The organism is Paenibacillus sp. J22P218 (genome assembly GCF_056269195.1).
The window spans coordinates 878,067-902,420 of sequence record NZ_JBWDNL010000001.1 but is presented as its reverse complement, the minus strand read 5'-3'; the positions used below and the strand labels follow the sequence as shown (position 1 = coordinate 902,420).

The 24,354-nt window shown below is 49.0% G+C and carries 15 protein-coding genes; 4 read left to right on the top strand and 11 right to left on the bottom strand.

All coding sequences use genetic code 11. The features are described from left to right. Window positions 1-52 precede the first annotated feature (52 nt). The 7 genes from AC0YN0_RS03780 to AC0YN0_RS03750 all read right to left on the bottom strand — a co-directional run bounded on the left by AC0YN0_RS03780 (window position 53) and on the right by AC0YN0_RS03750 (window position 10,220). Window positions 53-958 (bottom strand): carbohydrate ABC transporter permease, encoded by a 906-nt coding sequence (locus tag AC0YN0_RS03780; RefSeq protein WP_475820068.1) that lies wholly within the window; start codon window positions 956-958, stop codon window positions 53-55. Window positions 959-987: 29 nt separating this feature from the next. Continuing rightward, a complete protein-coding gene (locus tag AC0YN0_RS03775; protein WP_475820067.1) occupies window positions 988-1,902 on the bottom strand; it encodes an ABC transporter permease in 915 nt (304 codons plus the stop codon). 199 nt (window positions 1,903-2,101) lie between these two features. Continuing rightward, a complete protein-coding gene (locus AC0YN0_RS03770; protein ID WP_475820066.1) occupies window positions 2,102-3,739 on the bottom strand; it encodes a sensor histidine kinase in 1,638 nt (545 codons plus the stop codon). A 95-nt stretch (window positions 3,740-3,834) separates the two neighbouring features. Continuing rightward, on the bottom strand, window positions 3,835-5,454 hold the full coding sequence (locus AC0YN0_RS03765; protein WP_475820065.1) for a response regulator transcription factor: 1,620 nt from the start codon (window positions 5,452-5,454) through the stop codon (window positions 3,835-3,837). A 274-nt stretch (window positions 5,455-5,728) separates the two neighbouring features. Continuing rightward, window positions 5,729-7,003, bottom strand: coding sequence for a methyl-accepting chemotaxis protein (locus tag AC0YN0_RS03760; protein WP_475820064.1), 1,275 nt, complete (start codon window positions 7,001-7,003; stop codon window positions 5,729-5,731). A gap of 146 nt (window positions 7,004-7,149) precedes the next feature. Beyond that, on the bottom strand, window positions 7,150-8,133 hold the full coding sequence (locus tag AC0YN0_RS03755) for an ABC transporter substrate-binding protein (RefSeq protein WP_475820063.1): 984 nt from the start codon (window positions 8,131-8,133) through the stop codon (window positions 7,150-7,152). A gap of 185 nt (window positions 8,134-8,318) precedes the next feature. Then, entirely contained in the window at window positions 8,319-10,220 is a 1,902-nt protein-coding gene (locus AC0YN0_RS03750) for a beta-L-arabinofuranosidase domain-containing protein (protein WP_475820062.1), read from the bottom strand. A 134-nt stretch (window positions 10,221-10,354) separates the two neighbouring features. Here AC0YN0_RS03750 and AC0YN0_RS03745 point away from each other — a divergent pair, with 134 nt between their 5' ends. Both AC0YN0_RS03745 and AC0YN0_RS03740 read left to right on the top strand, forming a co-directional pair. Then, window positions 10,355-11,215 (top strand): AraC family transcriptional regulator, encoded by an 861-nt coding sequence (locus AC0YN0_RS03745; RefSeq protein WP_475820061.1) that lies wholly within the window; start codon window positions 10,355-10,357, stop codon window positions 11,213-11,215. Between the two features lie 196 nt (window positions 11,216-11,411). After that, the gene (locus AC0YN0_RS03740; protein WP_475820060.1) at window positions 11,412-16,541 is read left to right on the top strand and encodes a DUF7948 domain-containing protein; all 5,130 of its coding nucleotides are present in this window, start codon (window positions 11,412-11,414) and stop codon (window positions 16,539-16,541) included. A gap of 87 nt (window positions 16,542-16,628) precedes the next feature. Here the strand turns inward: AC0YN0_RS03740 and AC0YN0_RS03735 are convergent, their stop codons facing one another. Continuing rightward, a complete protein-coding gene (locus tag AC0YN0_RS03735; RefSeq protein ID WP_475820059.1) occupies window positions 16,629-19,490 on the bottom strand; it encodes a hypothetical protein in 2,862 nt (953 codons plus the stop codon). A 211-nt stretch (window positions 19,491-19,701) separates the two neighbouring features. Here AC0YN0_RS03735 and AC0YN0_RS03730 point away from each other — a divergent pair, with 211 nt between their 5' ends. Continuing rightward, complete coding sequence (locus tag AC0YN0_RS03730) at window positions 19,702-20,550, top strand: helix-turn-helix domain-containing protein (protein WP_475820058.1); 849 nt, start codon at window positions 19,702-19,704, stop codon at window positions 20,548-20,550. Window positions 20,551-20,619: 69 nt separating this feature from the next. Here AC0YN0_RS03730 and AC0YN0_RS03725 read toward each other — a convergent pair whose 3' ends face one another. Together AC0YN0_RS03725 and AC0YN0_RS03720 are read right to left on the bottom strand one after the other, a co-directional pair. Continuing rightward, a complete protein-coding gene (locus tag AC0YN0_RS03725) occupies window positions 20,620-21,513 on the bottom strand; it encodes a sugar phosphate isomerase/epimerase family protein (RefSeq protein ID WP_475820057.1) in 894 nt (297 codons plus the stop codon). Then, on the bottom strand, window positions 21,507-22,337 hold the full coding sequence (locus AC0YN0_RS03720; RefSeq protein ID WP_475820056.1) for a phytanoyl-CoA dioxygenase family protein: 831 nt from the start codon (window positions 22,335-22,337) through the stop codon (window positions 21,507-21,509). The genes AC0YN0_RS03725 and AC0YN0_RS03720 overlap by 7 nt, the downstream gene beginning before the upstream one ends. A gap of 122 nt (window positions 22,338-22,459) precedes the next feature. On the opposite strand from AC0YN0_RS03720, the gene AC0YN0_RS03715 reads away from it, so the two are divergent. Continuing rightward, on the top strand, window positions 22,460-23,281 hold the full coding sequence (locus AC0YN0_RS03715) for a helix-turn-helix transcriptional regulator (protein ID WP_475820055.1): 822 nt from the start codon (window positions 22,460-22,462) through the stop codon (window positions 23,279-23,281). Between the two features lie 155 nt (window positions 23,282-23,436). Here AC0YN0_RS03715 and AC0YN0_RS03710 read toward each other — a convergent pair whose 3' ends face one another. Beyond that, complete coding sequence (locus AC0YN0_RS03710; RefSeq protein WP_475820054.1) at window positions 23,437-24,354, bottom strand: glycoside hydrolase family 43 protein; 918 nt, start codon at window positions 24,352-24,354, stop codon at window positions 23,437-23,439.

Genomic DNA, 24,354 nt, shown 5'->3' with positions numbered 1-24,354 from the left:
TAGTACAGCTTAGGGGTATAGCCCTCAGGCTGGTCCTATCTATGCCTTCGGATCAGCCCTTGATGGCGCCCACCGTCAATCCTTTGACGAAATATTTCTGGAAGAACGGATACACGAGCAGGATCGGTCCTATGCCGACAACCGCCATAGCCATCTGCAGCGATTCGTTGGGCAGCTCGCTCATCAGCTGCGGATCTTGCGCCGCCAGCTGAACGTTGTTGCGAAGATACTGGATGTCGTTCAGCACGCGCATCATGAGAAATTGCAGCGGATACTTCTCCTCGCTCCGGATGAACAGCAGCGAATTGAACCAGTCATTCCAGTAGTGTATCGTACTGAACAACCCCATCGTCGCCATGACAGGAAGCGACAGCGGAAGCACGATACGGAAGAAGATGAGCCACTCCCCCGCGCCGTCGATCCGGCTCGACTCGATTAGCGCGGGATGGATCGTAGTCTGGAAGAACGTGCGCATGATGATCACGTTGAACGGTACGATCAGCAGCGGAAGAATAAGTGCCATATACGAATCGAGCAGCCCGATCGCCTGCGTGAACACGATGTACTTGCTGACAACCCCTCCGCTGAACAGCATCGTGAAGAAGATGAAGAAGGTGAAGAACGTCCGGAACGGATAATCGCTGCGAGAAATCGGATACGCGTACAACGCCATCAGCATGACGCTAAGCAACGTGCCTATCACCGTAATGCCGATGCTGACTCCGTATGCATCCACTATCGTTCCGTAATCCTTGAACAAGCTCTCGTATGCGACCCCGCTCAGCTTCTCCGGGAAGAAGCTGTAGCCCCGGTTCAGCAGCGAATCGTTATGCGTCACGGACACGATGGCGACCAGCACGACCGGCAGCACGCAAGCGAGCGACAACAATATAAAACCTATATTCAACAAGGCATTCGCCGTCTTGGATATCGTATTATCCCGTCTGTTTCTTTTCATAATCATCGTCATTCTCCCCAGACCTCGCGCTAGAACAGCGCTTGCTCGCGATTGATTTTGCGGACCGCCGAATTCGTCGCCAGCACCAGGACGAACCCAAGCACGGACTGCACGAGCGCCGCGGCGGACGACATGCCAATGTCGTTGAGCTCCATCAGCACCCTGTACACATAAGTGTCTACCGTATCGGTGACGGGATACAGCGCCCCCGCGTCCATAGGCACCTGATAGAAAAGGCCGAAATCGGAGTTGAACACGTGGCCCATCGACAGGATGGTCATGATGATAATGATCGGCTGGATCGAAGGCAGCGTAATGTGGAAGATTTGCCGCCACTTCGATGCGCCGTCGATGACCGCTGCTTCGTAATATTCCGGATCGATTCCGGCAATGGCAGCGATGTAGATGACCGCGCCGATGCCGACGCCTTTCCATGCGTTAACCAGCGACAGGATGTACGGCCAGTATGCCGTCTCTGAGTACCAGAAGATTTTGTCCACACCGAAGCCTTCCAGCAGACTGTTCACGAATCCGCGGTCGGGACTTAGGAAGGCGTACACCAGATAACTGACGACGACCATCGACAGGAAGTACGGCATGATCAGCAGCGTCTGGTAACCCTTTGCCAACAGCCTTCCGCGCAGCTCGCTGATCGCCACGGCAATCGCAACCGACAGGATCAGGTTGACGCCCATGAAAGCCAGACTGTACAGCACCGTGTTGCGCGTAATACGCCAGATAGATTGCGAGGTGAACAAAAATTCAAAATTGTCGAAGCCGATCCAAGGACTGCCCCATATACCGTCGGTGTAGTTGATATTCTTGAAGGCGATGAACACGCCGAACATCGGCAAGTAGTTGTTTAGAACGACAACAAGCAACGTGGGGATCATCATGAACGTAAGCACCCGATATTTCCACAAAGCACGGAGGAACGCCGTCAAGTAAGTCCACATCCTTTCTATGTACTCAGTATATCGGGGGCAACCCCTGGAAGACGAGGATATATTCCGGCATGAGTGTGATGTAAAATGAACTGTAATTAGCGAGGTAGACGCAAAAATACCGTCAGGCATACTAGGCCTGACGGTATTTGAAAAGCATGGCTCTGATGCTGATGAAACAAGCCCCGGATGAAGCCTCTTATGGCGCGGACGACCTCAGCGGCATGTTGATAACCGCCCTCAGCCCGCCTCCTTCGCGGCATTCGTACCTTAGACCGTACGCCTCGCCGAAGTGCAGCCGGATGCGCTGATGAACGTTGCGGATGCCGTAACCTTTGTCGCTCGTCTCGCCTGCAAGGATGCTGTCCAGCCGCTTCATGTCGATCGGCAGGAAGCCGTTATCCTCGACGGTTACAAGGATTTCCCCTTCGTCCCGGACGACCCGCACCCAGATCTCCCCCTCGCCGTCCATACCGCTGACTCCGTGGAAAACCGCATTTTCGACAAGCGGCTGGATGATCACCTTCGGCGACATGAACGCCAGCAGCGTCTCATCGACGTCCCAATGCATCTGGAACGTATTCGGGTATCGCTTCATCTGCAGCCGGCTGTACGCTTGCACATGTTCGAGCTCCTCGCCGATCGTAATAACGGTCTTGCCCTTGCTAAGTCCGATGCGCAGCAGCTTGGACAAATCCTTGACCATATCGCCAACATTGGTATTGCCGCTGGAGAGCGCATACCAATAGATTGAATCGAGCGTATTGTACAGCAGATGCGGCGTAATTTGGGAATGAAGCGTAGCGAGCTCGATTTCCTTCTGCTTGATCTTCATGCCGTAATTTTCCTCGATGGAATGGTCCAACCGGGTCGTCATCTTTTTGAACGCGCCGTACAAAATGCCGAATTCGTCCTTGCGCAATTGGTCTTGGTCCCAATCGAGCTTTTTGCCGGGCTCGTAGATTTTCGTCAGGGAGACGAGCTTCACGAGCGGCTTCACGATCATCCGCAGCAAATACAGGACGAATAAGAGTACGAATACCAAATAGATGGCGGATGCTATCATGAGAATCCATTGGAACTCCGACTGACTTGCCGTTATCGACTTGAAAGGAATCTTGTAGATCAGCCTCGTGTCGAAGGAGGATCGGCTGGAATAGGCGTATAGCCACTTCTGGCCGCCTTCGCTTGCGTAATAAAAGCCGTCCGTCTTGCGATTCACCACATCGGACAACTTCGCTTGGTCAAGCTCTTCCGTGCCGGTCCTCATCAGCAGCTCGTTGCGTCCGTTATACAGGAAGATGCTGGCATGTTCCGGCAATTGTACCGTTACGAGGTCGCGGTTCAATACCACCTCCAGCTTCGATACAATCAAGAACCCGATTAATTCGTCATAAGATTTCGGATTCAGAATGCTCCGCATGAGACTGACCGTCGTTCTCTCGCCGCCCGCTGCCGTCAACCCCAACGTCGCGGCGCCGCCCTCGCGCATCGTCTGCTCAACCCATTCGAGCGTGCCGTCGCGATTCTCGTCGAAGTACTTGAACCCTTTGGTCTTATTGGACAAGTCGAAAGGCGTGCGATTGCCCGCCTCGTTCGCCATGAACAACGTAAACTCGGTGCCGTCCGATGCCCAGCGCTCCAAGATGGCGTCCGCCTCCGTCATTTCGCCGAGCGTCTCGATGCGGGTCCAAAATTCAAATTGCTCCGTGTCGCTGAAAAAATAATTGTCCAACAGCGTGATCATCCGGGCGTTAACCGACGACAGCGTTTTTTCGAGCGTAACGTGATGTTGCTTCACGAGCTGCAATGTCGTGCGGCCCACTTCGTTGCTCATCGATTCCGAACCTTTGTAGGCCGAAATCCAACCGACAACAAGGAAAGGCCCCACGATGAACAATGCGAACGCAAGGGAGACCTTGACTCTGAGTTTCAGCCCGCTCCCCCCCCGTTATCCTTGCGATATTCCGCCGGGCTGACGCCCGCATACCTCTTGAACATGCGGCCGAAATGCTCCGGAGACTCATAACCGATCTCGTAGGAAATTTCGTATCGCTTCTTGTCTGTCGTGGTGAGCAACTGTTTGGCGGCATCAATCCGCAGCTCCGTGACGTAGTCCCAGATGTTTTTCTTCATTTCCCGTTTGAATAGATAGCTTAAGTACGCCGTGCTGAAATGCACTTCGCCGGCGATATCCTGGATCTTCAGCGCCGGATTGCGGTAATGCTCCCGAATGTAGCCGACGATGCGCGCGATAATCGTCTGATCACGATCCCGCGCCATCGCCCGCATCGCCTCGACGACCTCCTGGATGTAACCGTGAAGGCGGTTCGGCTTCTCCAAGGTCGGCACGCCGCGGAAGAACTGGTCTGGATCGAAGCGGTGCAGCGGAACGCCGCCCGAATGTCCGAACTCCAGCATCAGCGCGAAGACGCGATACACCAGCATGCCGAAATGGCTGTTGAACAACTCTTCAGTCGCCGTCAGCTCCGACAACGGAACCACGATAGCACGCGTATCGACGGTGCTGCCGTCTTCGAGCTTTGATTTCAACAGCTGCACGTATCGGTCCACGACACCGATCCATTCGACGACGCCTATACCTTCATGCCGGATCACATCTTCGTAATACAACACTTTGTGATTCGGATGCAGATTCTTCCACTCCGCTGCCGTATTCGCTTCTTCCATCAACTTCGGCAGCATGAACACGTCCGGATGCAGCGTGCTCATGCCGACCGTCGCGTCAACGTTCAAATATTGCTTCAGGTTCATATGAACGATTTGCCCGATCAATTGCAACTGCGATTTCAGCGGATACGGCTGACCGTCGACCTCCCGATCCTGCAGTTGAATAATGACGATCAATTCGTTGCCGTACCCATTGAACGTCAGCCCGCTCCATTCGGATAAGCTTTCTTCCATAATGTTGACCGATGCGTACTTCAGCAGCTTCCGGTCCGTCAGCGTAATCTCCTTGTTGCTAAATCCGCCATGCCGCAAATCAAGGCCTAAAGCTAAAACTCCGAAGCAGCGGCCTTGAAAACGGTCGCCCAGCTCGGATGCCAACAGCTCGTAATCTTGCCGGGTCAAATTCCGGTCCGTCACCAGCTCCAGCAGCATTTCGTTCACGCCCATCTTATCCGTCCGCTCGATCTGGGCGAGCGATTGCTTGCCGTGTTCTTCCTTCTCCCGCAACACCCGGCGGACGACACGAAGCAGTTCGTCCCGCTCAACCGGCTTCACCAAATAATCCTGGGCGCCAAGCCGCAGCGATTTCGCGGCGAAATCGAACTTCTCGTGCGCGGAGATCACGACGAACGGCAGCTCCGGCTGCTCCATAGAAATCGTCTCCATCAGCTCGATGCCGCTCATCCGGCTCATCTGGATATCGGTCAGCACGAGGTCGAAATGGTCCATGCGCAAATAATCGATCGCCTCGAATCCATTCAGCGCCGTTTCAACAAAAGTAACGTTAAGATCGGAATCGAGCAAAAACTGTTTGATCCCTGCGCTTACGCGCGGCTCATCGTCCACAACCAATATTTTCACCGATCGCTCCCCCGCTTCCCACTGAAAGCTAGACACCTGACCTATTACTATCATACTAGAGTAGTTGCTTGGCGAACGGAAGGATGTAATGCCTCGAAATTGTGATGTATACTCGCCAAAGTAAACGCTTAATTGCTCTTATTATACGAGTATCGAACAGGTCGTAACAATACAAAAACCAGCACCGCTATATTCGGAACTCTATCATTCTTATAACGGCGAAAAAGTCTCCTGATTCAATCAGGAGACTTGTAGACGTCCTACTATATTTCATTTACTTGAAACGAAACTTTCCAATCCCGCTTTGCAATTCGAGCGTCATATTCTGCAGCTCGTTGGAGGCTGCGGCCACCTCTTGGACCATCGCGTTTTGCTCTTGTACGGAAGACGCTATCGTACTGAGCTTGTCCGCGTTTTCCTCCGCCACATCGGCAACCTGCTGCGCGCCCTCCAGCATCGCCGCCATTTTCACAGACTGAATTTGCATTAAAGCGGCAATTTTATGGATGGCTTCAACCGTACGGTTCACCGATTGCGCAATCAAATGCAAATGGCTGATCGTTTCGGTTGTTTTGGACGATTCATTATGGATGAGCTGCGCTTGCGTCTCCATTCGGCCGACGGCTACCGTCAGGTCGGTCTGTATCGCTTCAATTAATCCGCCGATATGCTTGACCTCCATCGAGCTATGGTTGGCCAGCTTCCTAATTTCCACCGCTACCACCTGAAACCCTTGACCATGTTCGCCGGCATGGGCCGCTTCTATTGAAGCGTTCAGCGCCAGCAGATGAGTCCGGTCCGAAATGTCCTCCACGACGCGGATAATACCTTGAATTTGCTCCGCATGCTTTTCGAGCTTATTGACGATGCCGAACGTTTCATTGCCTTCTTCGGCAAGTCGCTGCATCGCAGCCGATAACGAATCGATCGCATCGTTGCTGCTGGCCATCGAGTTCTCCATCCGCGCAGCATCCTGCTGAGCCTCCACCGTATATGCCGCCGCATCGGCGGAAATGCCGGCTATCTCTTCAATGGAAGCGTACATCGTTCGAGAAAGATGCGCCTGCGTATCGGTATTGCCCGATATTTCGTCCACCTGTTCCGATATGGCTGTCAGCAGCGTAGCCGCTTGCTCGGCCGCCATTCGCAGCTGCTCCACTTCCGTGCCTGTCGCTTTCGAATGCGCGTCGATATCGACAACGATACCGCGCAGGCTGGCAATCATCTGGTTGAACGAAGTCGCAAGCTGCTTCAGTTCATCCTTGGATTTCGGAATGGCAACGCCCGCCTTCAAGTCCCCTCCTGCCGCTAGTCCCGCTGCCCGGTGCAGGTCGTTAAGCGGCTTCACCAGCCACCTTGCCGTCAGCCATCCGAGCAGCCCTGTCCAAAACACGCCTAATGCGAAGGTTAGCAGCATAAAAATCCACGACTCCATGTTCGGAGCCAAATAATCCTTTAACACGAAAATAAAAAAGGCGCTCGTTCCATACGTCGTTGTAGCTACTATTGAAATGCCTACCACAATTTTCGTAATCAGGCTTGATTTCATTGGTTCGCCTCCCCGTTGCTGCATAAGCTTCCGTTGATTGCATTATAGCAATCTAACGGTACGGGCAACTGTGATAAACATCACAGGAAGCTTTAAATAAAACGTAAAAGCCGGCATCGCCGGCTTTACTTCGATTCTATCGGCCGTTATTGGGCCGAGGCGTTCATGATCGTTACGATTTCGTCCAGAAGCCGGTCAAGCGTAATCGGATCATCATAGTTGAATTTGCTATTCAACCAATAGACGCGGTTCTCCTTAACGGCAGGTATGTTTTTCCACAAACCGCTTTCCGTCAGCGACGTCTGGCGCTCTACCGTTTCCCCCGTAGTATCGGTTAATACAAAAATATGAGTCCCCATGTATTCTGGCAGCACTTCTTCCGATATGTCGATAAACCGTTCATTCGCATCGATCAATTGTTGAGCTTTAGCTGAAGGATGGAAGCCGAGTTGGCCATACAAGGTCGTGTTAAGACCTTTATTGCCCATAATATACATGTCCTTGCCCAAAAGCAGCAGCGAAGCGGTCGTCTCGTCGCCTTTCAAATTCAGTTTGGTTTTGGTGCTCTCGACTTTGGCCTGATATTGATCGAACCATTCCGTCGCTTGATCGGTACGGCCGAGCAGTTCGGCAATTCGAGTTACACGCTCCTTCGTCGGAAAAGTACCGTCAAGTCCGATTACGACAGTCGGCGCGATGAGGCTGAGTTGCTCGATGCCCGCTTCATCCCAGTCGTCGAACAGAATAAGATCGGGTTGAAGGGCAAGCACCTTCTCGGGCGAGAACGGATAGCCGACGTCTTCGATGCCGTCCAGCAAATCCGGATAAGCGACTTGACTTGCGATTACGCTGAGAGAAGCACCTGCCGGCTTGACACCGATCGCTAGCAAGTCGCCAGGATTGCTTCCGATGTAGACGATTTTTTGCGGATCGACGGGCACTTCAACTTGGCGGTCTTTATAATCGGTATACATTCGCGTCGTGCCGTTCTCCTCATTCGAAGCCGTCACGTTTGCCGACTGAGTCGGCTCCATTGTCGCGGAAGGCTCAGCGGAATTCGAAGCTCCGCACGCCGAAATAAGCATGGTAAAAAGCAGCGTTCCCATTACAAGCAGTATTGATTTTTTCATTTTTCTACTCCTGTCTGCTGATGTATTACATCAATAATGATAATCATTATCATAATAGCGGTTATAACCGTTTCTTGCAAGATGTTAATGCAAAAAAAGCTGACTACGGTCATTTTCCGTTGTCAGCTCTGCCTGTTTTTTGTGCAACTATGAGATTCGTAGACTATTTTCAAAATGCCGTGTTTTTACTCCATCCTGTCTCCTACGCTTTTATGCGAGAAGTAGACGGAATACATCTCGTCCTTTACTTCATATAACGGGATGAATCGGAATCCGCGATCAATCCCCTTCGTCCGGAAATATCCCGGGTTCCACCAAGAGTGATTTCGTTCACGATCCGGCTGGAGCAGCTCTTCTGGCCGCGATGGATCTCCAACCAAGATTCGCTCCTCATGCGTTAACCCCGCAAGCACGATCGGGCCATCCATGAAGGCGAACATCCCCGAATCGCCTGGCAGCGGCTCGGTTCTCAACGTCTTCGGAAGCTCAACCTTTACAACGTCACCATCCTTCCATTCTCTTCTCACTTGAACGAAGGAGGAGGGTTCCACAGAGACATCCATTGGGCCTTCACCGTTAACACGGATAACCGGCGTACCGCTTATCCACCACGGAAGACGAAGGTTCAGATCAAAGGTTGATGGGCTGTCGAGACTGATCGTTATGTTATAGACGAAATGGTCCGGACGATGGACCGGAATCGGAGGCATATCGACTTTCGTAATGGCTGTCATCCCGCTTACGGACCAGTTGTTTAAAGGGTAAACTCCGTATTGGCCATCCTGCTCGATCCGAATGGTCAGATTGGAATCTGCTCGTCGATGATGAAGCTCGGAAGGAATCCACTGGCAGATGGAAATGCCATCCTTGTTCTCCATGAATATTTGCGGTTCGTATGACGCGTTCGCCTGCAGCAAGGTACCGTGACAGCACCAGAAATGCTGTGTCTCGGATCCCCATGTTTTTTGGCTGCCAGGACCTACGCCAAGAAAATAGGAGATCATCCCGGTACTCCCGTGCTGATGAGACAGGACGCCATTGTAAAATCGGCGTTCCCAGTAATCCCCGTAAGAAGCGTCGCCTGTCCAGCGCAGCAGTACATGGGCAAGTCTCATCATATTATAATTGCAGCAATGTTCCTGACCGACTCCAAGGCGTGCGGCCATATCCATTTTGGGCATCCACAACTCCCCGTTATCGCCCGCCCCCGTAGCAACGTAACCCCTTTCGGTTACGGCGCAGCGCCAGAACGCCTCCACAATATTACGGTAACGCTCCTCACCTGTTACTTCCCATACTCTTGCGGCACCCAATATCTCAGGGATTTGCGTATTGGCATGTTTGTTCGTCAGACAATCCTCTCCTGCAAGAAGAGCATCAAAAAAACGTCTCCGATCGTATCGCCGAATAAGCGCCAGATGTTTCTCATCGCGTGTCTCACCGTACAGATCCGCCCATATCTCGAGCATGCCGCCTGTTTCCAGATCAAGCAGCTCATCCATCTGTTCTACAGAGAATTGGCCTGACCATCGGTAGAACCAGTCCGCTATTCCGGACATGATCCTTAAAGACTGCGCATTGCCGGCTGCCGTGTACATATCGTAAAGGCCCATGAGCAATTTATGGATCGTATAGTGCGGCGCCCAGACGAATTTGCCCGCGGCAATCCGATGCATATACGTTTGCGGAAAAGCAGCCAGCCATTCGCCTCCGTTCCCCTCCTGGCATCTCGCAAGCTCATTTACGATATAGTCGGCTTTCCCCTTAATAAGCGGGTCTTGCGTTTGTGCGTAGATTTTAGCCGCGGCCGATAGCCAGTGCCCCATAATATGACCGCGCAGCTCGCAGGTCGGCGACTCCCAGCCCCAGTGCCAATGATCAGGACCATCCATATTGTTTGTCGTCGCGCTTGTAGTACCGCCGTTTCCGCTGTAGCTCCAAAGCCCAGCCTCCAAATAGAAATTACGGAGTAAATTATCGTTAGTCAGACTCATTAGATAGCTTTTATTTAATTCAAATCTAGATTTGATAGGACCATCGCTTAGCTTGATCTTACCTAATGGGAGCTCCTTCAATCGGCTTTCCATACTCAATACCACCTTCATTTTATTTGTGTTATTATTTATTCTAATCATGTATGAATTCTAATAACATGCAGAATAATTTGTTATCCCTATACTTTTTTTGTGTTTTCACATTAACCATTCAGGAGGCATCATTCATGAAGTCTTCGCTCCATATCACCGCGGACCGGTTTCCGCTCGTACGGGACATGGGTTGGAACGTCACCAGCCACACCTATACCCACCCGGACAGGATATTGGATTACCATGTCTTTCTCTATGTGTCGAAAGGCAGCATGCAATTGATTGAGGATGGCGAGCCCTATATCGTAGGCGAACGCGAATTTATGTTTTTGGAAAAGGGGTTGCATCATTGGGGGCGACCGGAGACGACTGCCGGGACGACCTGGTATTGGATTCACTTCTATCCTGCTGATGATCTGCATCTCGATTACAAAGATCAGGCGCCGCTACCCGAACCGGATTATTACGCTCCCGAACATTACGAACACCGGATTTATCTGCCCAAGCACGGGCTGGCACCGCCTGGAACTGAGGAGCGCTTATCCGCGATTGTTATAGAATCCGAGCAGCGCGACAGCTATCGGCTAACCCGAATCAGCCTTAGCGCCTACCGGTTTCTTCTAGATCTTGCTTCAATGAAAGCTATATCCTCCAGTAAACGCGGGACCGCAGCCGAACTGGCAGATCGCGTATTGAACTATTTGTCAGCTCACTTGGAAGAGCCCTTCAACGCCAACGATATTGGGAAGCACTTGAACATGAACTACAGCCACATCTCGGCAACGTTCCGCAAGACGACAGGCCAAAGCATTGTAGAGACGCATACGCGGCTCAAAATGAACAAAGCCGTCGAGCTGCTGCGCACAAGTTCGCGAACGATTACGGAAATTAGTGAACAGCTTGGGTATCAGAACCCGTTCTACTTCACAAGAGTGTTCAAGAAAACATTTGGCGAGCCGCCTTCCTCCTTCATCCAACAGTTTTATCAGCCATGACTTATGCAAAAAAAAGCTGAACAGAATCATCTGTTCAGCTCCAAAACCCTATATCTCATCCATACTCCGTTTCAATCCTATCCAGTTAAATTTAATAGCTGCTGCATGTTACGGCAAGCACCTTACTTAGGTTTGGGTCATAATCTTATTAATGATCGTTTAATCGGACCCAAAACTCTGAATACAGGAAGTGAACATGTTGCCAAACGGTACTAAGCAACAGAACCCTTTAGCGGGCTATCGGAATGCTCCGCTGGCTTTCGCGAAAAATGTCGGGCAGACTCGCGAAGATATTCGTTATTACTCCAGTAAGCCTGGATGCACAATTGGTTTCTCTCCAAATGCGGTTCAGTTTATATTTACCGGGAATAGGTCGGACCGGCAGGAGGGCATGGCGCTCTCTCTGCGCTTCTGCGGAGCGAACGCCGCTGTTCGAATGGATGGGAATCGCCAAGACTCGGAAAGAGTCCATTATTTCGTCGGTAACGATCCGGCGAAATGGCATACCGACATTTCGACCTACCGCGAGATTGTTTATCGAGACCTATGGCAAGGAGTCGACTTGGTCTTCTATGGCAACAACGGGAAATTCAAATACGATGTCGTTGTTAAGCCCGGCGCAAGACTCGAAGATATCCGGTTCGTCTATGACGGCGCAGATGGATTGTCGCTGAGCCAGGAAGGAAATCTTCACATCCACACTACGCTTGGCGTCTTGATGGAGGAAAGACCCGTCAGCTATCAAATAATTGATGGTCTCAGGGTCCCGGTGGACAGCCGATTTATACTGCCTGACAACCAAGAGTCCGGCGTTTATGGCTTTGAAGTTGGCGACAGCTATGACCCGCACCATGAGTTAGTTATCGACCCGACGCTTACCTATTCCACTTATCTCGGCGGGACCGATACTGATTCCGGACTTAGCATCGCAGTAGACAATTTCGACAATGCCTATGTAACGGGGCAAACCTTATCCTTGAATTTTCCGATCACCCCCGGAGTATTCCAACCCGGAATCGATGGTTCTTCCAGTGTGTTCGTCACGAAAGTGAATCCCGGAGGCACAGGCCTAGAATATTCTACTTTTCTTGGCGGCAGCAGCGTTGATATGGGACGCGGGATTGCCGTTGATGAATTTGGCAATGCCTACGTGACGGGTCAGACCCTCTCCCCCGATTTTCCAACCACGCCGGGAGCTTTCCAGAACTTTACGGGTGGAAATCAAGATGCGTTCGTAACCAAATTAAGCCCGGACGGCAGCTTTCTGGTCTACTCTACTTTTCTTGGCGGAGACGGTGTGGACACTGGATATGCAATCGCTGTTGATGGTGTAGGCAGTGCTTATGTTACGGGAGGTACATCTTCCCTTAATTTCCCCCTCTTCAACACCATTCAAGAGTTCATCGCGAATGAACATGTTTTCGTTACGAAATTGAACTCCGACGGCAGTGCTCTTGAGTATTCCACTTTACTTGGAGGCCATGGTCTTGATGAAGCGCATGGCATCACGGTTGATCGTTCCGGCAATGCTTACGTAACTGGTTTTACCACCTCCGAGGACTTTCCAACTACGCCAGGAGCATTCCAAATTTTCCTGTTTGGAGTCATAACCGCTTTTGTATCAAAACTAGATGGCTCTGGGACTTCGCTCATGTACTCCACCTACCTTGGCGGAAGTGGCGACGATGAGGCTCAAGGCATTGCCATCGATGAGTTCGGTCAAGCTTATGTGACGGGGAAAACGACTTCCGGGGATTTTCCGGTAACGGGAGGATCATTCCAGCCCTTCTATGGAGGCGGGGCATCTGACGCCTTTGTAACGAAACTTAGTTCGGGCGGCGACTATTTGGTGTATTCCACCTATCTTGGCGGGAGCGAGACGGATGCTGGCAGCGGCATTGCGGTGCGCACAGGCTTCGCCTATGTGACAGGAAGCACCGGATCGTTTAATTTCCCCACCTCTCCCGATGCGTTTCAGCCATTTCCTGAGGGAGGCGGGGACGGCTTCATTTCGCAATTAAACATAATGGGCAACGAGCTTGTCTTTTCCACGTTCATCGGCGGCAGCTCGAGCGACAACGGCAATGCTATCGCGGTTGACCGTTCAGGCTGTATTTTCGTGACCGGTCAGACATTCTCCCCCAACTTCCCGGTTACGCCCGGCGCGTTTCAGCCGTTTTTGCAAGGAGTCAGCGATGCCTACGTCTTGAGGATCTGTTTGAGCTTGGGGACAATAGTCAATAAGTTTCCGGACCGATTCGAGGTCAATCGCGGCGAACAAGTGACCTACTATATCGAGATCCAAAACCCAAGCGGAGCTACGCTTACGAATGTAATCATTGATGATCCGTTGCTCGGTCTTTTCGAGTTCATTCCCGAGATCCCTCCCTTTTCAAGCCATATTTCCCAATTCATATTCACCGTTCCATTCGAAGCGCCGCTTGGAATACTCAGAAATACAGTGTTTGTAAGGGCCGATCAATTCACCGAGCCGCTTGTCGCGGAGTCGGAAATTCTGGTGACGGGAACGCCTCTATTGGTGGCATCTAAGACCGTAAATCCGCCTGCAGCTGCTCCTGATGATACGGTCATCTTTACAATTGTACTTGAGAATCACGGCGATGCCGACTTGATCAATGTCCGCATCTTCGATCCGCTAATTGGTCTGGATGAGTTTATCGGCGACATTCCCGTCGGAGCGATCTTCATCATCGATTGGCCGTTCGTCATTCCTCCAGATGCGCAGGCAGGGCTGACGATTGCCAATATCGTGACGATTACCGCCGACAATCTGCCTCAACCGGAGGAATTGGGTACGGTAGTCGAGGTGCTGCCGGTTCCTAGATTGGAAATCATTAAGACGACCGATCGTAATTTCGTTATTCCGGGCGAATTGGTGAATTTTACGATCGAGGTTATCAATACCGGAAATTCGGACCTTTTCAACGTCAACGTAACGGATGATCTCACCGGATTCCAAACCTTTATCCCTGTTCTCTTTGTTGGACAAAGTGAAAGTTTCGTCGTGTCGTTCTTCGTCCAGCTGGAAACTCCGCCGCTAACTTTTATCAATACGGCCGTTGCCTTTAGCGATCAGACGGAACCCGTGTTCGCCAGCACGGAGGTGACGGTGGCCGCCGAGCCGCGTCTTGGGATCAGCAAGATTCCGGAGACGACCAGCGTCGTGCCTGGACAGACGATCCGTTACACGGTCCTGCTGGAGAATATCGGCAATGTGCCGCTGACCAACATTCGAGTTCTCGATCCGGTGCTCGGAATCGATCAGTTCGAAGCCGATTTGCAGGTAGGTGAGGTTCGCGAGTTTGTATTCACGTTCACCGTCCCGCCAGAACCGATCGGATCGAATATCGTCAATATTCTTGGCGTTCAAAAGAATGAGATCGGGCTGCAGGAGGTCGAATCGGTCGTTACGGTAACGGGCCTCGGGCTGTTGCTGCTGAAGGAGTCGAACCTAGCGGTAGCTGTCCCAGGCGAGACGATTGTCTACACGCTGACCGTGACCAATTTACTGGACGTTCCTCAGACGAATGTTGTGCTGACCGATGCGATGCTGGGGCTGAGCGAAACAATCGCCGTTCTCCCCTCCAATACTACGATTACCCGAACAGTGCCGTTCACAATTCCAGCGGACGCTGAGCCTAACAGCGTCATTCTAAATACGTTTGTAGTCAGCTCGGATCAAACGCCTTCTCAGGAGACGAATGCCGAAGTTGTAGTGTTGGAGCCCCCAGGTCCTGGACTAGTGATCACCAAGCTTCCTGATCGCAATTCGGCCGCACCGGGGGAGACGATCACTTACACGCTCACCGTAACGAATCTGCTGGATGTTCTTCAGACGAATGTCATGCTGACCGACGCGTTGTTGGGGCTAAGCGAGACGGTGGCCACCCTGCTCCCGAATGAAACGATTACCCGAACGGAGACGTTTACCGTTCCTGCGGACGCAGAGATTGGCAGCATTATCCGAAATACCTTTACAGCCGTCTCGGATCAATCGCCGCCGTTGGAGACGATTGCCGAGGTTGTCGTGCAATTGCCCCCGGGCCCGTCGTTGCTGATCCAGAAGACTCCAGACCGCAATACGGCTGGGCCTGGCGAGACTGTCTTCTACTTACTGACGGTGACGAATTTACTTGGTGTTGATCAGACGAATGTCGTACTGATCGATGAATTGCTGGGGATGAGCGAGACGATACCCATCCTGGCGGCGAATGAAACAATTACCCGAACGGTGACGTTCACCGTTCCCGCGGACGCAGTGCCCGGAAGCATCATCCGAAATACGTTCACAGCCGTATCCGATCAATCGCCGCTGGTCGAGACGATTGCCGAGGTTATCGTGAATGCTGCGCCTGCCATCGAAACGACGCTCACGGTTCAGAAGCGCCCAGATCGAAGTGCTGCAGCGCCGGGCGACATTATCCGATATACCGTCGAAGTCACGAACACGGGTGCAAATGCAGCAACAGACGTCGTCGTACTCGACTCGTTGACCGGTGAGCAATTCACGATTCCGGTAATTGCGCCGGGCGAATTGGCAAGGGTGACTATCATGTTCACGGTGCCGGCAGGAACAGCGCAAGGAGAAGTTATCGCTAACCGCGTCACGGTCACTTGGCCGGCGCAACCCCTTGGTTCTCTGCCCGTACAAGATGAGGCGAGAATAATCGTTGCCGTGCCCGCCGAACTGCCGGAAGTAGAGGTCGAAGCGCAGCCGGAATCGCCGAAACCGGGTGAGATAGTGCGCAAGACCATCACGGTGACGAACGTAACGGGCAACACGCTTACCAATGTGCGAGTATTCGATCAACTGCTCAACTTCCGCACAACTATTCCCTCGCTCGCGCCCGGAGAGAGCCGCATATTCACGCCGCAGTTGGCGATTCCACCCGGAACGGAAGGCGGCACGGAGTTCCGGAACGTCGTTACGGTCTTCTCCGACGAGACGCCGTTGCAGCAGCAGGATGTCATCGTCCAGACGCAGATATTCCCGGATGCGTCGCTCGTCGAAACGGTAGACCGCGCGGTCGGGAGATCGGGAGAAACGGTGATATTCACCATTCAAGCCCGTAACACGGGAAATGTTCCGCTGTTGAACGCGCGACTGAGCGCCCCGCTGCTCCACATACAGCTGCTTATTGTACGGTTCGACGTTGGAGCGATCGAAACGTTGCGTATACCATTCATTCTTCCGGACGTTGAGGAAGATACTCTAATCGTAAGCCCAGTGATACTCGTATCGGACAACGGACCGACTCGAGAAGCAAGTGCGTCGGTAACTGTCATCGCCGAGGATGAAGAATAATACTTTTACTTTTCCTCGCCAAGAAGAGAGGCCATCCTGCGAAGGGATGGCCTCTTATATTCTTTTACTTACATTTCCTGTAATACTCTAAACTCGTTCATGAACAATATAACGAATACTATATAAACCTTCTAATCTGATCGATGGCTTATAAGATTCTAAGTGAGTAACTGTACGTCCTTCGGGAAGAATCACATTTTGATATATTTTAGTCTCAATAACATCATCTGTTGTCGACAATACTTCAACAGTCACATCTACAGTCTTGTTATCCCCTAAGTTAAATACGATGACAGGTATCTCATCATCGGGTCCATACACAATATCTACATTTCCGCTGCCGGCTAAAATATTTTGAAACACCATGCGATGCGCATAGTATACCAACTTAGGCTGCCCGTAGTAATCAATCAAAGGTTTTTGATAGGTTCCCGTGTTTGGGCCGCCGCGCAGGCAACACCAGGAAAAGCCGTCATAATCCAGCCAACGACTTTTACGGATTACTTCATAGGCTTCGAATGCTTGCCATGCTTGACTTGTCTTCCATTCACTAAAATCCAGAGTGCGTCCTATGGAACCTTCTTCATATCGCCACTCATAACTTTTAACCTCATAGGTAGGCTTGCCCTTGTGGAGATCCCAATTGGGTTGGCCCGCTGTTTCGTCGTGTTCAAAATTAAAATAGGCTCTATATTTACTGTCAATAAAACTTTGAATATACGATGTTGTATCCATATAGGCAGGCAAGTTTTGTTTCTCGACATTTGGCCATTGACGAAGCGCTGGCCATTCATTTCCATACCCCAGAATATAATCCATATTGCCTCTGCAGATTAATGGAGCCGTCCAGATTGGATCGCAATGATCGACTGGATTTCCTTCATAGTCGATGGTGCCGCTATCATTATATGGATTTAATCGGCGGCTATCTGCTGAAGGAGATATCAACCTGCTCGTATCCAAAGGAATGATGGTATCGTAAATCTTGCGATACATCTTCATTACCGTATTCCAATTTTTCCATGATGGATGATTGGAGGGTTGCCATATGACAATTGAACAATGATTGCGTACTTGCTTGATGCAGGTTGCCATGCCATCAAGGTCCAAGTTTGTTGCTGAAGTAAGTCTCAGCCAGGCAGATGTTTGCCAAACTAACATGATTCCTAATTGATCTGCATAATCACAAACTCGCGGATCATTGATACCTCCCATTCTCTCGTCATGTACGCTCATTCTAAAACCATTTCCGTTCATTTTACGTACCATAAGCATTTCTTCAATATAATACTCCGCTGGCGGACACTTTTCCCATGCCGCAATGGTAGCCAAAGGGGGTCTTGCTCCGAACAATAGAGGAGCGCGCAAAAGCTCGGGCTTTCCGTTAATCCTGAAAATCCCGCCTTCCTGGCTTACAGTCCGTATTCCTGTCGTAACGACATAATCGTCGCACTTCCTATTTTCGCTATCATATAATTCAACGACTACCTTATATAAATTCGGATGATCGCTTGTCCATAAGTTCGGAGTGACAATTTCCAATTCCCCTTCCGTTATTTCTGTCAAATTAGCATGGGTAATGGTGGTCCAATTGGCTTGTGCGCATACAGGTCCATCCTCAGGAAACCATGGCATCATTTTCACACATACGTTATGATCAGTGACTTTTGAAGAGCTTAGCCCTTTTTGCGTTTTTACAGAAACCTTCACTTTTTGGATTGCAGAATTAGGATTGATAGAATCTGTCCATGTGAATACATCTTCAATATAAATACTAGGAAGAAGATCCAAATGCATACGGCCTGCAAACCAACCCGTATGCAAATCAGTATGAGAATGCGTCATCTTTTCTGAATCTATAATTTTATCGCTGTATACTTTTACGGCAATGAGATTTTCGCCTTCCTTTAGGAATGACGTGATATCCAGCCTACGCATATATTCATCTTTGATTAATGCTGCAAGTTCACCGTTTATATAAAGTTCGCCGCCAGGCGTCAGACTTTCAATATATAACTCTGCATAAGGAGGTACTTTATCCATGTATACGTTCTTGCGCATGAGAATATCTTGACCCGCATATCGCTCACCGCCATGAACGATCGGTAATGTTCCGTTTGACCATCCGGAATTGTCATAATCCGCTTGATTCCACCCGTCTATTGGGATAGGTGTTGTAAAGTCCTCATCAATAAAGGTCTCAATACTAAACGGTTCAAATTCATTCTCTGTAAGCCGTTTATAGCTTACACCCCATACACGTTCTATTTTCAATCCTTTTTTGCCGGATACTGTCCATTCTGTAAAGTTATCTTTGGTTACGTCGGAAAAGGCAACAAAATCAGCTGCTAAGTTATCATTTAAATAGAGATTATATTTTCGATTTACAAAATCGAGTTCAATTTTACATGTAATCTCATCATGGATCGAAGGTAATACTATTTTCTGGTCATCCGTTATATAGTACGGCTTTTTGTCAGAATCAAAACCGATGGTCACAGCTTCACCAAGCGAGAAAACAGAATCATCAATAGAACAATCGGCTTTAAGCGTCCACTCGAAAAAGCATCTCCAATCCTGTATGGGTAAATTAATGTTAATATTTTTATTTTCTTTCCATTCTTGAATTAGCTCAGTATGTCTTTTCTCTTTCCCAAATCCATATCCAACCCAGGTCCATTCATCCAAAACGATTCTTTTTCTATGTTCAGGCAAGGGCTGGGATTTTATTTTTCCTAAGACGGCATTCACTTCATTTGCAGTAACTATCGGGTTATATAAATCTACATCCTTAAGATTCTTCTCCAATTGATTGGCATATTCATTTAGAAATGATATTCGCTGCTTTGTATCAAGTACCGATGTTTCTCCTTTAAAATCAGTTTCTCCGTTTGCTTTAGCGTCCTGACTGAAATATCGCAGTTCAAAACTGTTAGATATCGTCTTCATACTTTGAAACTCCCTTCGTCACCTTGATCTGCCTTTTATCCATTGTAAGGTTTCTCGTCTCTTCAGAGGATGGATAAAAACATTTATTTCATCGATAAATCGCTCCACTTTCAAAGCATAAGTATTCGATGATTGTGTTTTTTAAAAGGGATTGCTATGATTGCATCATCATCAATTACCACGAGAAAACGCTCAAGGGGAAGATCGATCTATGACTATTAACTTGAACAATATTGCATTGAAAATACTATGGGTATATGACAAACCCACCTATCAGGGTTGGAACGGACCTCGTATCAATACATCCATCCACAGCTTCTATTGGATTCACAAGGGAAAAGGTCAATTTATTACGGAGGCAGGCTCATTCGAGGTCGAATCGGGCATGCTTGCTTATCTCCCTCCTGGCCAAAAAGTGCGCATGATTGCAAATAATGAATTTCCATTTCATATAATTATGGTACTGTTTGATTGCATTGCAGTACCTTATAAAGACAATCATTGGGAGGAACCCTATCATCTCCCTACATTAGGGCTTTCATTCCTAGAAAGGTTTGAAAAACCAGCAGCAAGTCAAATCGACAATCTCTTCGTTCAATTAAATAATCGATTCATTCCAGATATACCTAGCATTGAAATCGAGTGCAAGTACTATCTCCTCTCCCTGCTCTCCAAACTTATTCAATCGGATGAAGCGATAATCGAGGATAACAATGGAATGTACATTTATGGAAAAGTTAAAAATCAGCTCGAAATGTTCTTCCATATGGACATTAAAATCGGCGAGTTATCTAAAAGTCATGCTGTTTCTCCTTCCTATCTTAGAAAACTATTTGTTAGGTATGCAGGCGTTTCCCCAAAAGCTTATTTAAACCAACTTCGGAATGAACATGCACTCCGTTTATTGCTGCATTCTAAAGAAACGATTAAAGAAGTTGCTGCCGAGTGCGGATACGCCGACGAACTGTATTTTAGTACGATGTTTAAACAAATGAACGGCGTTTCTCCAAGTGAATTCCGCAAAAAAAACGTTGTTCTAAAATCAGAAATCGCAAAATAGAGATGCTGCTCTTGGCAACATCTCTACATCCATTGTGATTATTATAGGATATCCGTCTGATTGTCTCTTCTATTGAGCTAACTCCCAAGCTTCCTTTAGCAGATCTCTTAATTGCAGGGATTCCTTCCATCTGTCAGAAATTTCCCGATGGCTGTTATTGTCAAAGTAAGTTATAGCATAATCGGGTGGGCCTAATTCACATACAACAGGCAAAGATGAGTGATCCGTTGATGCGTTCGCAATCCAATTCCGCATGCCTGTTGCCCACCATCGAACGTATACGTCTACGGCGAGATGGAATGGACTTCCATTGTCACCGCCAATTTTTGTTTGGATTTGTTCTCCTCCCGAGATCCGCGCATGAATGCTGCCGGTTCTTCTGAGTAATTGCTCAAAGTAAGGCTCAGCTTGATCCCAATCTGCCTGCGAAACCATTTCACCAGCTGTCACGTAATGCGATAAATCAATCGTTAGCTTTAAGTTTGGCATCACATTTAAATAATCAAGGGTACGAAGCAAGTCTTGGGTGACGGTACCTCTATGCGTTTCAATGAAACAAGGAAAATGAGCAGCAGCGGCTACTTCAGTCAATTGATTCAAGAGTGTAATAGCTTGGTTATCCGACATATAGTAGTCTCTAACTTGGGCATTCACATAGGTTGCCCCTAGTGCTTTTGCATTCTGAATAATACTAACCATTTCATCTGGGCTAGTCGGGAATGATTGTACCCCATAGCTCAAGGAATACTGCTCAAGAAGTTTTATCCACTCATTGGCGTATCCTTGTTGCGGTAAGCGAGCGAACACTCCGTTATAACCCGCTTGAGCGATGCGTTCGAATTTTCCCTCCGCACTCTCGTTAGGTGACAAGCCCGACATCGCCCACCACGACATTTGGACATCAAGACTTCGTGCATTACCTTTTTTGCTGCTGCCTTTCCCGGACTTCAATGCTTCTAACATTCTGCCCCCGACATCTCATTTGTGAACATGCGTTTGTACTCTTTAGGTCCCATCTTCTCTGCTGATTGTGGAACGTAATGGAATTGCAAAGCTCTCCGGCGCAGATGAGAAAAGTTCGAAGGCGTCCCGTGATAGAGCATGCCATGAAAGAACAACACGCCTCCGGGCTGTATTGGCACCGCAACATCTCGCTCTACAGGCACTTGGGAATCGCATAACTGCCAATCCCTTATGGCATAATGAGGGGTGGCCCCTTCTTGCTGCGAGCCTGGAATGACATGCATGCAGCCATTGTCTACCGATGCTTCATCTAGGGCAATCCATACGCCTACAGCAGCTTTAGTGTACGAAATGTTGCCATAAGCCATATCCTGGTGCCAAGGTTTCTCACCTCCACCATGCGGGGGCTTGAGCAGAGCCATATCTTGAATCAGCCTAGGCTCTTCTCCAAAAATTTTTGTAACGGTATCAATAATAGCCGGATGGTAGGCAATCTCGCTTAATCGTTCCTCTACGTTCACAAACTCGTAAATCTTGCGCAAGGCAAGCTCTCTTTCCTCACTTGTTATCAGTTCGCTTTCCGTCTTCACAAACTGTAGTTTTGCTCCCTTGGAATCGACCATTCCCAGTTCCATGATGGCATCAATGCTTTGCGCCACTTCTTTATCATTTAAAATGTTGTTTGCGGAGATGAAACCCAGTTGCTTGTACTCGCGAATAACATCATCCGTAATTTCATCTAAACCATTTAGACTCACATGCACACTTTCATAGCGATACAAAGCCTTATTAATTTCTTCTGCACTTAATTCCAGTCTCGGCATAATCATTACCCCCTATGATTTTATGTCATTATCATACCGAAATAAGCAGGAGACTTGGATAGACACAACGAATTAATATTTGGACATAAATACTTGTGACCTGATCTAACGGAGGCATTTACATGGCAAAGGAATCACCCTTGTACAACTGTTTTTTTGCATTAAGCGGCATCAGCGGCAAGGTGAGATGCGAACCTAACTGGTCATGGCAGCCCGCGCCTTTTAATGACTACGATCTTTGGTATTGCATCTCGGGCAGAGGAGATATGTGGATCAACGAAACGCATTATTCTGTGCAACAAGGTGTTTTCTTCATTTTGCGGCCAGGTGATAACCTGCGGGCAGTGCATGATCCCCAAAATCCGATTACAGTAATCTATTGCCATTTTCAGTCTTATCACATAGAGGATGAATTAATTACTGAGCTCCCTTTGGGAGAGGATCGTTGCGTTTCCGTTAAGGATACGTATCGTTTGGAGCCGTTGCTGCATCTTTTGGTTGACCTTGCTGCCTGGAAGAGTCAGCGGGAAGAAGAAGAATTCGATCTATTGCTCAAATTGATTCTCACTTGGTGGGAGAGAGAACGGAATCGGCAGCATGAGACTACGCTGAGTTATCATTATGAGCATATCGTTCAGCAAGTTCTTAATGAGATTCGGATTAGGATGTCGGAGCCAATCGATTATCATGTACTGGCTGCAACCGTAGAATTGACCCCGCGTTATCTAAGTTCGATTTTGAAGCGGTTTTCGGGGCTATCTTTGAAGGAAACAATCACTAAGCTGAGGATGGAAAGGGCTATGCATCTATTGGCTGAGACAACCATGACGGTTACAGAGGTGTCTGAAGCACTCGCGTATTCCGACATCTACACGTTCAGTAAATTATTTAAACGCTTCTATCGTTTTTCACCAACAAGTGTACGTTCTAAGAGAAAGGTATGACGGAATCGAGCTCAGAGGGGTTTAAGTTAGCGTATTGGGAGAAAGAAAGAGTGCGGGTGATATCGCGGAAAGATAGCGGATTTCGAAATAGATCGCAATTCGCTATCTTTTAATTGTTATCGCGAATATCTTCACTTATGTTTGATATTTACTTATCACATTCCGTAAAGGTGAAGCAATCGATCATGTTCAGCTTTCGTTATCGGAATGACGGAACCGTGTCGCGGCACTTCCGGCAGCTTGAACGTCTCCGGCATCGTCCATTTGCCCGTATCAAGATCATTTGTCTCTAACGGCAAGTATCCTCTTAAACCAAATTCGTCGATAAATAAGTACCACTTATCCTCCAAGTTTGACTTGAAAATAATCGGCCCTTCACCTTTAACCATAAATTTTTCTTCCACATTAGGATTGATCATTGTAAAATCGCGGTCATGGAAATGACCTCCCGACTCCTGAAAGACATGATCTCCTTTGCTGAATCGGTAGATCCGCCCATTATGCCGGATCATGGTTGTATCGATTACGGACTGGCCGTAATCCATGAATAGAGTCGGTTCGCTAAAAGTAGAGAAGTCCTTCGTTGTCGCAACCAGCACTTTATGGTACGGCTCTTTGTCACGCGAGCCTGCCTGCTCCTTCAAGAAGGATGACCAATATACTTGAAATTCACCCTTCTCTCCGCAAAGCACTTCAGGCGCCCATGCGTTACCGGCATCCGGCGGTGCAATTTCAATCATTGTTTGCTCTGACCAATGAACTAAATCTGCTGACTTCCAGACCATAATAGAGCGGCTTCCTGCATGCTTAGCACGCATCCAATCCCCGTTGCCGTATATTTTCAGGTCGGTTGCAACCAAATAAAATCCATCTCCCGATGGCGTTCGGACGATGAACGGATCCCGAACACCTCGCTCTCCCAGCGTGGAGTAAAGAATCGGTCGTCCGCCATTCAGCTCCTGCCAGTGAAGAGGGTCATTACCCACGCTAAGCGCGAAATGGATCTGTTCGCCATCGGGATGAAATTCGCCTTTGAAATAAGCGAATAAATAACCCTCGTATTGTACTGTCAT